The organism is Spirosoma arboris, from assembly GCF_009754945.1.
Classification (GTDB): Bacteria; Bacteroidota; Bacteroidia; order Cytophagales; family Spirosomataceae; genus Spirosoma; species Spirosoma arboris.
The window spans coordinates 1-14,009 of record NZ_WPIN01000038.1 but is presented as its reverse complement, the minus strand read 5'-3'; the positions used below and the strand labels follow the sequence as shown (position 1 = coordinate 14,009).

Here is a 14,009-nt window from a genome sequence, read left to right as displayed (position 1 = left end):
CTCATTTCCCTGATTTGGGACTGCAAAGGTAGGGGTATTTCTCAGTCTTGTCAAGGCCCCCTCGCAAAATAAATGGGGGTCTCACCAAACAATCTTTGGTAAGACCCCCACCCTCAAGTACTTACACACAAGAAAATTTCTATATTTTTTTCAAACAATACGTACGCAGCAGTTAAATCAATCCCAAATACCCTTCGATAAGTATGTTTTTACTCCTAATGCGAGTACTATGAAGTATATTGCATCTTCCTTTTACCCCCTAAAACAGGGTGTAATTTAGTTATACGATGAAAATACTACATACCGCCGACTGGCACTTAGGTAAGCGGCTACAGGATTTCCAGCGCTTACAGGAACAACAGGACGTATTGGCTGAAATTGTACAAATAGCCGACCAAGAAGATGTAGACCTTGTATTAGTAGCTGGTGATTTGTTTGACACGTTCAATCCTGACCCGCAAGCAGAAGACCTATTATATAGTACGCTCAAAAAGCTAACAGCGGGTGGACGGCGGACTGTGGTGGCTATTGCAGGTAATCATGACAATCCAGATCGGATCGAGGCACAAGATCATTTTGGTCGAGAGTGTGGAATTATCTTCGCTGGTTTCCCAAAGACCGAATTTCAATCCCATAAATTAAGCTGTGAAGCAAAAGTGCTTCAAACAGCACCGGGCTTTATTGAACTGAAACTTCCCCGACACGATGCACCTGTTCGGCTAATTCTGACTCCTTATGCCAATGAGCACCGAATGCGATCCTATTTCGGGATGACAGACTTCGACGATGAACTCCGGCAAAATCTGCAAGGTCATTGGGCGACGCTGGCTGATACCTATATGAATACAAATGGGGTCAATTTACTAGTAGCTCACTTGTTTGTCATGAAGCGGGGTGGTGAACAACCCGAAGAATCGGATGATGAACGAAGTATCCTACAGATTGGGGGCGCATCGATGGTCTATACAGACATGATTCCTCCGCAAATTCAATATACTGCATTAGGGCATTTACACCGTTATCAGCAAATGGCGGGTGGCCCTTGCCCAGTCGTATATAGTAGTAGTCCGCTGGCCTATAGTTTTGCTGAATCTGACCAGCAAAAATATGTCGTTCTGATTGATGCCGAGCCTAACCAGACGGTAGCCATTACACCGATTCCGCTTAAAACAGGAAAGCGACTTCTTCGGCCACGATTCAAACTTGTTACGGAGGCTGTCGAATGGCTCCAGGAGAATCCTAACTGTTTTGCCGAGATTACCTTGCAAACGACAACCTACTTAACCAGCGAAGAACGTCGGCAACTTCAGCAGGCACACGAGTCGTTGGTAACTATTATTCCTGATGTTCGACCTGTAGATGAGCCGGAGCAGGAAGCTACCCCCGCTATTGATCTTACACAGAGTATGGAAACTCTATTCACGAATTATTTCAAAAACCGAAACAAAGGGCAGGAGCCAAATGGGCGATTGCAACAGTTGTTTCGGGAGATTTTAGCAACCGAACCTGAATGATACCGATTAAATTATCGATTCAAGGTCTCTATTCATATCAGGATCTACAGGAAATTGACTTTCAGCGACTGACCGGGTCGAGTGTGTTCGGTATATTCGGTAAAGTGGGCAGCGGGAAAACTTCGCTTCTGGAAGCCATTAGTTTTGCGTTGTATGGCGAAACCGAACGCCTGAATAGTCGCGATAACCGACAATATAATATGATGAACCTGAAGTCGAAGCATCTGCTTATTGACTTCGAATTTCAGGCTGGTCCCGATCAGCATATATATAAGTTCACCTACGAAGCGAAACGACATCCCAAAAAACACCACGAGATAGGCCCTGGCGAACGGCGAATGTTTATTCGTCAGGAAAATGACTGGCATCCGATCGGGAATGAAAAAGAGGATATTGCCTTACTGTCAAAACAGATTCTGGGCTTAGACTACGAGAATTTCAAGCGTACGATTATCATTCCCCAGAACCAGTTTCGTGAGTTTCTGGAGCTTAGTCCAGCAGAACGTACTAAGATGATGAACCAGTTATTCAAACTGGATCAGTACGATCTGGCTGGGCGGGTAGGCAAATTAAGTAAAGCCAACGACGATCAGCTAGCCGAACTTCGAGGGCTCTTAAGTCCACTGGAAGATGTTACGCCCGAAGCTATCACACATGCTGAAGCTAATATTGCCTCCAGCATGGATGCTGTTCGGGCAAAAGAAATCGAAATTGAGCAGTTGGAGCCCAATGAACAGCGACTATTACAGTCGCAAACCCAAAGTCAGAAACTAGCAACTGTACAACGAGAATTGGCAGGGTTGCAAACACTGGAAATCTCGTACAATCAGCTTCGGCAGACAATTGCCCTATATGAAACATGTCGGCTTGTATTTCAGGCCGATTTAGTGGCGCTTCGCAAATTACAGGACAAGCAAACGGGCTTAGTCGACGCAAAAAGTAAAACAACGAAACAGCTCTCGCTGGCAGAAGGTCAATTAGTTAGTAGTCAATCTGTTTATGAGGCTACGAAAAAGGCCTATGAAGGTCGCGGTCAGTTGCAGCAACAAATTGATGAACTGGATACTGTACAGCAGATACGTACCTTACAAGAGTCGATTGAATTACAGGCTCGAAATCGTCAACAAGTGGCAGCTCGAATTGATCGGCAGAAAAATGAGGTCGATGGGCATAAAACGAAGCGACAAACTTACCAGACGCTTATTGACAATTTACTTGGGCAACCCTCACAATTAGAGCGGCTTTATCAGGTAGAAAAATGGTTTGCGATTTACAAGCCATTGAAAAAACAGGCCGACGAGTTACAGAAACAGTTAATGGATCACGAAACCGCGGTCGAACAAATCAAACGGCAAAAAGATCAGGCGCTGGCAGGTTTCCCTGAAGACTGGGCGACGTTTACGTTGAAAACATTGCCAATACAGATTGATACGGCACTGGAGCAGTTGAAAGGCATTCGAAAGGACCGCGAGAAAGTTTACCAGCAGGCATTCGTAAAACAGGAATTAGCCCATTTTGCCGATTCCCTCACCGATGGTGCCCCTTGCCCTCTTTGCGGTTCCGAGCATCATCCAGCTAAGCATGAGGTTATTCAGAACAAGTCGAATGCTGATTTGATCCGGCAGGAAGTATCAAAAAGCGAGACCGCACTGAACAAAGTCAATCAACGTATCGACGACACGACTGCTTTACGACTACTCATTGAAGGGTTAGCCAAAGACCTTAGGAGTGCTTTGGAAAACAGCAAACGCCTTATTCAGGAGCGTGCCGAGGTCGTTCGGCAACTGATTGAGCACGAAGATCAGTTTGTTTGGCACGAATTTGACAAAGAAAAGGGAGATGATCTGGCTGGGGCGATTCGGCAAGAGAGTGAACAACAGAAACAACTTCAGCATGGACAGAAAGTCGTCCGGGAATTGAGTAAGCAAATCGAGGAAATTGACACAGTACTACAGGAAGATGAGAAGAAATTACGGGAGTTCGATACCGCCATCGCAGGCTTGAATGGGCAACTAAAAACAGCCGTTGAATCACTCGCCTATTATCGACTTCATGAGATTTCGAAGTGGGACTTGCGACAGATTACGGATCTCCGAGACTCACTTACCCGGACATACAGCCAAACGAAGACAAATTTTGACGAAGCCGATAAGCAGAAATCAGAGATCGAGAAATTACAGGCTACCCTACTTGAACAATTTCAGCAACTGGCTAACCAACTAGCGGATCTCGCCAATGATATTGAGGCTGTAGAATTGACTCTTTCCCAGAATCTGACTAAGCACGCCATTACTCGCGAGGTCGTTGAGCAGGTATTGCAGAGTAATCTGGACGCCGATCAGGAGAAACAACGTATCCGTGAGTTTGACAAAAAACGGGCTGGCCTGGAGAAGCAAATCACTGATCTGGAACTCGAACTGGCCAAACATCCATTTGACCCTGTTGCGCTGGCTACTGTACAAAGTCAACTGAAAGTGTTACGCGATCAGAAAGACGGCCTGAATAAAGAATTTGGGCAGCTTACGAATGTTCTGAAAAACCTAAAAGAACAATGGACTCAGAAACAGGAGTATCAAAAGCGGTACGATGCGTTGGACCTTCGTAAGCAGGATTTGAAGAAAATGGACGAGTTGTTCCGGGCTCAGGGTTTTGTCAACTACGTCTCGTCGGTCTATTTGAAAAACCTCTGTGAATCGGCCAATGATCGTTTTTTCAAATTGACAAACAATCAATTAAAGCTTGAATTAGACGAAAAGAACAATTTCCAGGTACGTGATTATCTTAACGGGGGCGAAACCAGAAGTGTGAAAACCCTCTCCGGCGGGCAAACATTTCAGGCGGCTTTATCATTGGCGCTGGCATTGTCTGACAATATTCAGCACCTGACGAAAGCGAAACAGAACCTCTTTTTCCTGGACGAAGGATTTGGAACGCTTGATAAAGATTCGTTACAAACAGTCTTTAAAACCCTGAAAGCACTACGTTCCGAAAATCGTGTAGTAGGTATTATCTCGCACGTCGAGGAATTGCAACAGGAAGTTGATACGTACATCCGCGCCGAAGCTTCAGAAAATGGGAGCCGGATTAAGCGGAGTTGGGATGAGTAGTTAGCTCACCTCACGGCAGCGGCCCACCTCACCCCCGACCCCTCTCCTAAAACAGGAGAGGGGAAATGCTCTGGCATATAGGGGAAGTTTATTTACAAACTAACTTGTTTTACGCCCCACTGCTCAACGATTCTTCCTTCATTCAAACGGAAAATAGTATAGAACGTAGCCGTCTTTGAGGCTAGTTTACCTTCAGCCTGAACTACGACAAAATCGCCTTCACCGATAATATGGTCTACTTTCTCAATAATGACTTGATCAGCCTGCCCGCGTAAATAGGCTTCCAGTCCAGTAATCCCATTCTCAATTTCGGGGATGTGCTGAATAAGGTTGGTAGCAACAAAGTTGGAAAGTAACCCAGGTTGCCGGTTGATGTAAACCTGTTCGTAGAAGTCCGCGACTAGAGCTTTATTCTCTGCTACGTGGTCGTTTTCTTCGCTCGGCAGTGGGCCATCCATCATGGTATGACCGTTCTGAGTCGTTTCTGGCTGATCTTCAATGGCGTCCCAATGTTCTGCCACCTGCCCGTTGCGAAATTTGAATAGGTCAACCACAACCTTCTGCTTATCTCCCCAGCCAAAACTCATGTTTGTTACGACATATTCGCCTTCGGCAATTAAGCGTAGAAAAGGCGTTGACGTACTGGCCGGTTTGGGCATTTGCTTCATATAGGCCAGTGCCTCCAGAAGCCCCTCTTTTCCGGGCTTAACCATCGGACTATGCTGAATGTAATCGTCCGCTATTATTTCTTTCGCAAAGTCAATATCGCCCTGGCTAACCGCCCGGCGGTAGAAATCGCGGATAATGGATTTATTTATTGCTTCTTGTTGCATGATCTGCTTTTTAGTAGAAACCGTTTTAGAACACGATAAAATCAGGGCTACTCCCAGACATAAGAGGCCCGTGATGAAATGGCGAGATTTCATCAATACGAAAATTTAATTGTGAGAAATGACCAGAAACTACCCCAGACAAAGGGTAGATCTACTGCTGCACTAAGTCGGGCAGCGTGTACCGAAAGGCCTTATCTTAGTAGATAGGCATTTTCGGTGAGGGTCAGTGGTATGTTATCGTACGTTTCAGGGTGGTAAAGTTATCAAATCTTTACCCCACTTTAGAAACAACCGGGCTTTTTTACTTTTACGGTATAAATATCCTGTTTCGATGAAAAAACTAATTACACTCTTTCTGTTCGGCTGCGTCGTGCTAACTGGATGTCGCACTCCTAAATCAGGAACGACTACTACTTCGTCAACCCAAAAGCCACTGACAACTATTGCTTTCGGTTCGTGCAGTGACCAGAAACGCCCACAACCTCTTTGGGATGATATTGTCGCGCAAAAGCCCGATATCTGGATTTGGTTGGGTGACAATATTTACGGTGACTCGGAAAGTATGGATACGTTGCGTGCTAAATATGCCCGCCAAAAATCGAATCCGGTTTACCAGCAATTACGACAGTCGACCCCGATTATTGGTGTTTGGGATGACCATGATTATGGCGTCAACGATGGCGGCAAAGAATATCCTAAGCGGAAAGAAAGCCAACAGGTTATGCTGGATTTTCTGGACGTACCAACTACTAGTCCATTACGAACACAGGAAGGTGCCTACTCAACCCATGTTTATGGCCCGACAGGCCAAAAGGTGAAGATAATCTTACTAGATGGTCGTTATTTCCGTGACCCCTTAAAGAAAGAAAACAAGCAAAACGTACCCGATCCATCGGGCGATATGCTGGGCGAACCCCAATGGAAATGGCTGGAGCAACAATTAACTAATTCCGACGCCGATGTACACATTATTGGGTGTGGTATTCAATTCCTGCCTGAAGAACATGTGTACGAGAAATGGGCCAACTTCCCAACAGCTCGCCAACGATTTTTGGATTTGTTAAGCAAAACGAAACCCAAAGGTGCTCTCTTAATCAGCGGTGATCGACACATGGCGGAAGTCTCAAAGGTAAGCGTACCAGGCTTAAATTATGATTTGTATGATGTAACCAGCAGCGGTCTGACCCACGTTTCAGCGCCACATGAAGAAGCCAATCGTCACCGCGTGGGAAAAATGGTCGCTGAGTTGAATTACGGACTAATCACCATCAATTGGGCTGCCAAACCCTTAACCGCCACTGTTCGTATTAATGGTGATAATCAGTCGACATACCTCACTCAGGAAATTAAGTTCTAAACTAATCATTGCAGCAGATTCATATAGAAAAGCGGAGAGCCTATGAGCGTTCTCCGCTTTTGTTTTATCTAATCAAACACACGTTACAGTTCATGCAGCCAATTTAACAGTTCAAGAGCCTTTTTTGCCAGTTCAAGGCGCTTTACAGAACGGATTGCACACCATAGCTATCATTAGTATGGATCAAACCACCAATTACTAATCGATTAGTTAAACCAATGAATACAATGAAAAACAATGTATTATTAATGACACTGGCTATGCTGGCAATCGTGTCCTGCCAAACAAATACGGTCAAACCAGATGAGCCATTTAGTGGAAACAAAGACTCAATCAGCGTCTTCAAACGGGTAAAAATAAGCTGGGCCGCTACGGACTATAAAGAAGTAGAATATGACGCAGCCAACACGCCGATTCGATATACGGCCCAAAATCTATATAATCAGGGAACGGGCGAAGTACTAAAAGTGGTGTATAATTTCGTCTATTCGGGTAAGCAATTAACACGTCTGGACGTTTCCAATGGGTCTTCTGTCAATTACACCTATGATGGTGATAAAGTCGTTAGGACAGAGGAGTTTAACTCAAAAGGTAAACTGATTATAACTCGCCTATATGACTATTCTTTCGAAAATCGACTAAAGCGAGTAGACGAAGCGACAGGCGAAGGCGATAAGAAGATGGAGACCGCCAGAACATTCACCTACGACAATAAAGGTAATCTGACACAGCTGGTTGACCTCACAAAAGATGCTCAGACTGGTGTGTATAAAGTGGAATTAGTGACGCGCTACTCGGATTATGACTCTTATAAAAACACCACCAATCTATGGACGATTTACCCGATCTTGCCAAACGTTACTTTTCAGGTTAATAACCCGACTACTATTACGCAATATATTGAGGGACAAGATGGGGCCGAAATGCCGTTTCATCGGAAGCAATATACGTATCGCTACAACGCAAAGGGATATCCTGTTTCGCATACAGAAACAGATGCAGGAGGCCCGCTAACCGCTACATACACTTACGTCGATATGTACTGATAGCTTTTTCTAAGAAAGTATAAAGGGGAATGAAAAGGTATATTACAACCTTTTCATTCCCCTTTATACTTTCTTTTTTCTATCTATTCCTTCGTAATCAATTCCATTACCTCTTCTGAAATACCGGTCATTGAGAAACCGCCGTCGTGGAAGAGATTTTGCATCGTTACCATACGTGTCAGATCAGAGAAAAGTGTGATTACATAATCAGCACACTGATCCGCGGTTGCATTTCCGAGGGGAGCAGTTTTGTCAGCGAAATCGAAGAATTTATCAAATCCACCGATTCCACTTCCTGCCTTAGTTGGCGTAGGTGATTGAGAAACCGTATTTACACGAACCTTGCGGTATTTACCATATTTGTAGCCAAAACTCCGGGCTATTGACTCCAGAACGGCTTTCGCATCGGCCATATCGCCGTAGAACGGAAACGTCCGTTGAGCGGCCATATAGGTTAAGGCAACTACCGAACCCCACTCATTGATGGCATCCTGCTTATAGGCAGTCTGCATCATTTTATGGAACGACAGGGCCGAAATGTCAATACTCTGCTTAAACCAATCATAGTTGAGATCGGTATAGGCCTTCCCTTTCCGCACGTTCGGGCTCATGCCAATACTATGCAGAACGAAATCCAGTTTACCGCCAAGTACTTCGGTTGATTTGGAAAACAGATTTTCGATGTCTTCAACCGAAGTGGCGTCTGCTGGAATAATTTCAGCATTGCACTGTTCAGCTAATTCTTTAATGGCTCCCATACGCATGGCAATCGGCGCGTTGGTCAGCGTAAAAATGGCCCCTTCTTCTTTCGCTTTCAAAGCGACTTTCCAGGCAATTGAGTTTTCGTCTAAGGCACCCGAAATGATGCCGCGTTTTCCGTTCAGTAATCCGTAAGCCATGTGTCTAGTAAAGAATGTAGAGTGAGGAATGAAGAGTGAAGAATAGTTCTGGTTATAAAATTTTACTTTTCACTCTACATTCTTCACTCTTAATTAATCGCAAAGTTAGGTTATTTTTTTGGGTGAAGGGCTACACTAGCCATTGATGCAGGTGCAGATGGTAACTTTAACACATCAGTCATGAATTTCTCAGTAGCCTGATAAACACCGGTTAAGTCTTTTGATGTGAAATGAGAAGCAATAACGTGGGCATCTGCATTCGGGAAATCGACTTTCTCTTTTTTATCAGTTGGCGTCCCCAATTGGTCGAACATCTCTAACATGGCGGGTACTGACACCACCTTATCCTGATGCGTTTCATCTTTGTAGTAATAGCCCATAAATACGGGTTGCTTAACTTTCTGAAACTGCTCTGGCGTCATAAATTCGTCCATCATCGTTTGCAATGTAATGAGGCCGTTGCTATGATATTGAGGAAACCAGTAGCGTGCGCGCCCACCTTTGTAGTTCGTATTAATGACATGTTCGCCCGGAAACACCTGGCTGAGGATTTGCTTACCCCAGGGTTTCGTAACGAGTTTTAGCGCTGGATTAGCGGTAGCAATACAGGGCGAGTACAAAATTAATCCATCAATTTCAGGGTGATGTGCAGCCAGATAGAGCGCCAGCATACCGCCAGCCGACGTCCCCATAACAATTACTTTTTCACCCAAAGCCTTCCCAATGACCAATGCCCGTTCGGCAGCGCCAGCATAAGCCGATGGCGTTAGGTCTTTGAGGGCATCGGGCGAATCAACCCCATGTCCAGCAGGCCGGGCGAGGTACAAATTACAGCCAAAATGGTTGGCAATCTGTTTATGAACCGGATCGCCCTCTGCCCAGGTTGCCGAAAAACCCGGAATATACACGATACTATAGGGCGTTTTGACTTTATGTAGACTATCGGCCCAGACGATTCGAGCTTCATTATCGGGACGCAGGTTTTGCTTCCGTTCCGAATCAGCAATCCCCTGTTCCATTTTCACTAAGTCAGGATCAAGCGTAATCGGTTCATCTTTGATGGGATCGGGATGGGTCGATGGACCGAGTAAATAACCAACCGTCATAACGGCCAGAAGCAAGCCTAAAATGAGCAAAAACCGTTTCATACGTATTCTTTTATGTCCATTCGAATGCGCCAGTCTTTCGGCAAATAGTTGTTCACTCGGTTACCAACGCCTTTTACCCAACCTAAATTCAATCCTTTGTATTGAGCTAACAACCAGCCCTTCACGGGTTCGTCGAACACTAGATTCTCCTTCTTAAAGTACCGCAACGCGTTTTCTTTACTTAATTCGATACCCGGCAGATTCTGGTTTACTGCAGTGCTAAGAGCCAGCGCGTGGGAAGGAATAAAATCCTGCCCTTTGAACTGTCCCATCTCTAAACCGAAACCTTTCTGGCGAAGAGCGCTATCGAGGAACAGAAACGTTTTCTCCAACGCTTTCGGCAAAGCCATTACATCGCCATTAGGCTTTTCCCAGAATGAGAAATCGGCAGGATTTTGCAGCCATTTAGCGGCTGATGCAGCCTCACGAGGACGTAATGCCCGAATACTACGAAAGGTGCGCGCATCTAATTTCACTGGAGCTGTAAATGTTGTCTTTTTAAAGACACTGATGAAAAACCCCTCACCCCGGACTCGATGTGGATAGCATTGATACCCAACGGCGTCCCCAGTTTCAGCGTCGCCCGCCTGTCTCTCCACCACATTCCAGTCAGAAGGTAGAATCAGCGGTATATTCCTAAATCCATTCTCGGTTAGATAGCGGACATTCTCAGCATTTTCGGTGTCATTATAGGTACAAGTGCTATAAATCAGAATACCATCTTTATCTAACAAGGTTGCCGCTGCGGCCAGAATCCGCTTTTGCCGAGCCGAACAGAGCAGCACACTTGCTTCCGACCATTCCTCCATCGCATCAGGATCTTTTCGAAAAAGTCCTTCTCCTGAGCAGGGAGCATCTACGACGACAACATCGAAAAATCCCGTCATGTTGGTCATGTCTTCCGAATCATGGTTGCTAACGACGACATTCGGATAACCCCACTTATCCAGATTTTCGCGCAGGACAGAAACCCGGCTCCGGATTACTTCATTACACACCAGCAAACTATCGGGATGTAAGGCCGAAGCCAGCAACGTACTTTTCCCACCTGGAGCAGCACACAAGTCCAGAACCCGCAACGGGCGATTCAGATTGGCAGTTTGTCGTAGTACTTCATTGAGTAACATAGACGAAGCCTCCTGAACGTAATAGGCACCTGCCTGAAACAGAGGATCGAGCGTAAAGTTGGGACGTTCGGGTAGATAAAAACCCGTAGAACACCAGGGCACAGGCTCTAAACCTGCCGCGTCATACATCTTTTTACTCGGATTCAGCCGAATACTGACAGGCGTAGGCTCGGTCAGTGCAGACTGAAAATCAGGAAATTCGGTTGGCAACTGCGCCTGCATCTGTGCCTGAAACGCCGGTGGCAATTCAACTGGGGGCAATCCAGTCAGGGACGAGGTGTGAGGATTCATTCAGCAAAAATACGGAACTGTCGGACGGTTTTCACTAAACTTGCAGCATGGCAGCAATACAAGACCGATTTGCCCAGATAAAGACCTTTATTTTTGATGTCGACGGCGTTCTGACCAATGGCAGTGTTAATCTGCTAGCCTCCGGCGAACGCTTCCGTACGGTACATATCCGCGATACCTATGCTATTGAACAAGCGTTGAAAGCAGGGTTTCGTGTAGGTATCCTATCCTCATCAAATGCTGAAGGGGTTCGTAACTGGCTGACAAACATGAATGTAAAGGACATTTTCATGGGTGGCCCCACCGATCAGAAGGTAAATGCTTACCTCGGCTATATTGCCCGCGACGGCCTGAACGAATCCGAAATTCTGTACATGGGCGATGACCTCCCCGACTACAAAATCCTGAGCCGGTCGGACGTGTTTAGCGCTTGTCCTGCCGATGCAGTTAGCGAAATAAAGGAAATTTGCCAATATATCTCGCCTAATTCGGGCGGTCATTGTGCCGTACGGGATGTAATTGAACAGGTAATGAAAGCCCAGGGAAAGTGGGGTATTTAATATTTTTCTGTCATTTCGACGTCAGGAGGAATGACAGAAAACAGAATCGACGTTATAAATGAACAACTTAGCAGAACGTGACCGGGCCGTTATCTGGCACCCATTCACGCAAATGCAGACGGCTCCGGTACCGATATCGATTGTACGGGGCCAAGGATCCGTACTATATAGTGCTGATGATCGCGAATATCTGGATATGATTTCGTCGTGGTGGGTCAATTTGCATGGACACGCTCACCCTTATATTGCTCAGCGCGTGTCGGAACAATTACAAATCCTCGAACACGTCATTTTCGCAGATTTTACGCACCCAACTGCCGTTGAACTCGCCGAGCGATTACTGACTATTTTGCCCCAAAATCAGAGTAAGATTTTTTATTCCGATAACGGCTCAACCGCCGTTGAAGTCGCCCTGAAAATGGCTTTTCAGTATTGGCATAATCTGGGTAAGCCACGGCGCAAGGTTGTCGCTTTTGAGAATGCTTACCATGGTGATACATTCGGAGCCATGGCGGTGGGCGGCCGTAGTGCGTTCACCGCTCCATTCGTTCCCTTTCTGTTCGATGTGGAGTATCTGCCCGTCCCCGTGGCTGGTCAAGAAGAAGTTGTTCTTCAACGTGCCGCGACACTGTTTACCGACGAAGTAGCGGCATTTATTGTCGAACCATTAGTACAAGGGGCCGGTGGTATGACCATGTATGAGCCGAGTATCTTAGATAAACTGTTTCAACTGGCCCGGCAAAATGGTTCGCTCATTATTGCCGACGAAGTAATGACGGGCTTCGGGCGAACAGGACGGCTATTCGCATCGGATTATTTGCAGGAAAAGCCAGATCTGATAAGTTTATCGAAGGGTTTAACGGGGGGAACAATGGCCTTAGGAGTAACCACCTGCACCCAAGCGATCTACGACGCCTTTCTGTCAGACGACAAGTTCAAAACGCTTTTCCATGGGCACTCGTTTACGGCAAATCCGCTTGCCTGCACAGCTGCATTAGCTAGTATGGATCTATTATTAATGGATGAAACACAGGCTAGTATTCAGCGTATTTCTCAGCAGCATTCTGATTTTGCAAATCAGTTAGCGGCTTACTCAACGGTTGAAACTATTCGTCAGCGCGGCACCTTGCTTGCTTTCGATTTGAAAGCCGGAGAGCAAAGATCTTATTTCAATAATATCCGTGATACAGCCTATAATTTTCTGCTTGATCGGAATATTCTGATGCGTCCTTTAGGTAACGTGTTGTATCTAATACCACCTTATTGCACTACAAATGAACAATTAGCGTATACCTATGAACAGATAACCAAACTAGTACAAACTATCTGACTACCAGCGCTTGACATTTTGATTTTAAAAAATCAATTTTGTAATAGTTATTAAGCGGGAGTAGCTCAGTCGGTAGAGCGGCAGCTTCCCAAGCTGCAGGCCGTGGGTTCGAGACCCATTTCCCGCTCGCCCATAAAGTCCATGAAATGAGCCAGTTAGTAGACGTACTAACTGGCTTTTTTTATTAGAACTGAGTAACAACTAACACACTTACTAACACAACTCCTATAGGTGCCTTTGGTAGGACTACTACCTTCTACTACTGTTGGTTACTGCTATTTAATATTTCTTGATCAGGCCCAAGGGGCTAGTGGCTCAATTCATAACAAAAGCTACGGAAAAAAAAGTATTTGTTTCTGCCTACACTTTTATCACTTTCACCACTGACTTATCCTCAATGGCACCAGTATTGTTTACAGCTCCTTATAGGCCTCCTTCTAAAAATCTTACTCGAACAGTACAAGCAACTACTAGTTTCCATTTCAGCCAACACGACGCTCACTCCTGACGTTAGTAGAGCAAGGGCCAATTTTTATTATTGGACTGATATATGGGTTCCGCACACTTGTCATTAAGAGTAGATGAATAGTAATACAAAAATTGGTACTTGCGGCTTTAACGGCTCTAAAACGGACTATGCCCAGCATTTCTCCTGCGTCGAAATACAGCATACCTTCTACCAACCTCCCCTTTTATCTACCTTAGAGCGATGGCGAACCGAAATGCCAACTCACTTTGAGTTTACCCTCAAAGCTTGGCAGCTTGTTACTCACCAAGCCAAGAGTCCAACCTACAAA

11 protein-coding genes and 1 tRNA gene are annotated in these 14,009 nt (G+C 45.5%); 8 read left to right on the top strand and 4 right to left on the bottom strand.

What is annotated here, in order from left to right:
* Positions 1-287 precede the first annotated feature (287 nt).
* Both GO755_RS40250 and GO755_RS40245 read left to right on the top strand, forming a co-directional pair.
* Positions 288-1,514 carry a metallophosphoesterase family protein gene (locus GO755_RS40250; protein ID WP_157591102.1) on the top strand — a complete coding sequence of 409 codons (1,227 nt, stop codon included), beginning with the start codon at positions 288-290 and terminating at the stop codon, positions 1,512-1,514.
* The gene (locus tag GO755_RS40245) at positions 1,511-4,621 is read left to right on the top strand and encodes an AAA family ATPase (protein ID WP_157591101.1); all 3,111 of its coding nucleotides are present in this window, start codon (positions 1,511-1,513) and stop codon (positions 4,619-4,621) included. The genes GO755_RS40250 and GO755_RS40245 overlap by 4 nt, the downstream gene beginning before the upstream one ends.
* A gap of 92 nt (positions 4,622-4,713) precedes the next feature.
* Here the strand turns inward: GO755_RS40245 and GO755_RS40240 are convergent, their stop codons facing one another.
* Positions 4,714-5,547 (bottom strand): nuclear transport factor 2 family protein, encoded by an 834-nt coding sequence (locus tag GO755_RS40240; RefSeq protein WP_227687287.1) that lies wholly within the window; start codon positions 5,545-5,547, stop codon positions 4,714-4,716.
* Positions 5,548-5,785: 238 nt separating this feature from the next.
* On the opposite strand from GO755_RS40240, the gene GO755_RS40235 reads away from it, so the two are divergent.
* Together GO755_RS40235 and GO755_RS40230 are read left to right on the top strand one after the other, a co-directional pair.
* Positions 5,786-6,811: an alkaline phosphatase D family protein gene (locus tag GO755_RS40235; RefSeq protein WP_157591100.1), complete on the top strand. Its 1,026-nt coding sequence runs from the start codon at positions 5,786-5,788 to the stop codon at positions 6,809-6,811.
* Positions 6,812-7,038: 227 nt separating this feature from the next.
* Complete coding sequence (locus tag GO755_RS40230) at positions 7,039-7,857, top strand: hypothetical protein (RefSeq protein WP_157591099.1); 819 nt, start codon at positions 7,039-7,041, stop codon at positions 7,855-7,857.
* Positions 7,858-7,940: 83 nt separating this feature from the next.
* Here GO755_RS40230 and GO755_RS40225 read toward each other — a convergent pair whose 3' ends face one another.
* The 3 genes from GO755_RS40225 to GO755_RS40215 all read right to left on the bottom strand — a co-directional run bounded on the left by GO755_RS40225 (position 7,941) and on the right by GO755_RS40215 (position 11,322).
* Complete coding sequence (locus tag GO755_RS40225) at positions 7,941-8,756, bottom strand: enoyl-ACP reductase FabI (protein ID WP_157591098.1); 816 nt, start codon at positions 8,754-8,756, stop codon at positions 7,941-7,943.
* A gap of 110 nt (positions 8,757-8,866) precedes the next feature.
* Positions 8,867-9,904, bottom strand: coding sequence for an alpha/beta hydrolase (locus GO755_RS40220; protein WP_157591097.1), 1,038 nt, complete (start codon positions 9,902-9,904; stop codon positions 8,867-8,869).
* On the bottom strand, positions 9,901-11,322 hold the full coding sequence (locus GO755_RS40215) for a methyltransferase RsmF C-terminal domain-like protein (protein ID WP_157591096.1): 1,422 nt from the start codon (positions 11,320-11,322) through the stop codon (positions 9,901-9,903). The genes GO755_RS40220 and GO755_RS40215 overlap by 4 nt, the downstream gene beginning before the upstream one ends.
* Positions 11,323-11,369: 47 nt before the next feature.
* Here GO755_RS40215 and GO755_RS40210 point away from each other — a divergent pair, with 47 nt between their 5' ends.
* The 4 genes from GO755_RS40210 to GO755_RS40195 all read left to right on the top strand — a co-directional run.
* Positions 11,370-11,882 carry a KdsC family phosphatase gene (locus GO755_RS40210; protein ID WP_157591095.1) on the top strand — a complete coding sequence of 171 codons (513 nt, stop codon included), beginning with the start codon at positions 11,370-11,372 and terminating at the stop codon, positions 11,880-11,882.
* Positions 11,883-11,940: 58 nt separating this feature from the next.
* Positions 11,941-13,212, top strand: coding sequence for an adenosylmethionine--8-amino-7-oxononanoate transaminase (gene bioA, locus GO755_RS40205; RefSeq protein WP_157591094.1), 1,272 nt, complete (start codon positions 11,941-11,943; stop codon positions 13,210-13,212).
* 54 nt (positions 13,213-13,266) lie between these two features.
* Positions 13,267-13,339, top strand: a tRNA-Gly gene (locus GO755_RS40200).
* A gap of 454 nt (positions 13,340-13,793) precedes the next feature.
* A partial coding sequence (locus GO755_RS40195) for a DUF72 domain-containing protein (RefSeq protein ID WP_157591093.1) occupies positions 13,794-14,009 on the top strand: 216 nt, incomplete at its 3' end.

Bases quoted from the DNA above. Each gene is read 5' to 3' on its own strand.
- GO755_RS40250 (WP_157591102.1), top strand. From the start codon at position 288: ATGAAAATACTACATACCGCCGACTGGCACTTAGGTAAGCGGCTACAG.
- GO755_RS40245 (WP_157591101.1), top strand. From the start codon at position 1,511: ATGATACCGATTAAATTATCGATTCAAGGTCTCTATTCATATCAGGAT.
- GO755_RS40240 (WP_227687287.1), bottom strand. From the start codon at position 5,547: ATGAAATCTCGCCATTTCATCACGGGCCTCTTATGTCTGGGAGTAGCC.
- GO755_RS40235 (WP_157591100.1), top strand. From the start codon at position 5,786: ATGAAAAAACTAATTACACTCTTTCTGTTCGGCTGCGTCGTGCTAACT.
- GO755_RS40230 (WP_157591099.1), top strand. From the start codon at position 7,039: ATGAAAAACAATGTATTATTAATGACACTGGCTATGCTGGCAATCGTG.
- GO755_RS40225 (WP_157591098.1), bottom strand. From the start codon at position 8,756: ATGGCTTACGGATTACTGAACGGAAAACGCGGCATCATTTCGGGTGCC.
- GO755_RS40220 (WP_157591097.1), bottom strand. From the start codon at position 9,904: ATGAAACGGTTTTTGCTCATTTTAGGCTTGCTTCTGGCCGTTATGACG.
- GO755_RS40215 (WP_157591096.1), bottom strand. From the start codon at position 11,322: ATGAATCCTCACACCTCGTCCCTGACTGGATTGCCCCCAGTTGAATTG.
- GO755_RS40210 (WP_157591095.1), top strand. From the start codon at position 11,370: ATGGCAGCAATACAAGACCGATTTGCCCAGATAAAGACCTTTATTTTT.
- bioA (WP_157591094.1), top strand. From the start codon at position 11,941: ATGAACAACTTAGCAGAACGTGACCGGGCCGTTATCTGGCACCCATTC.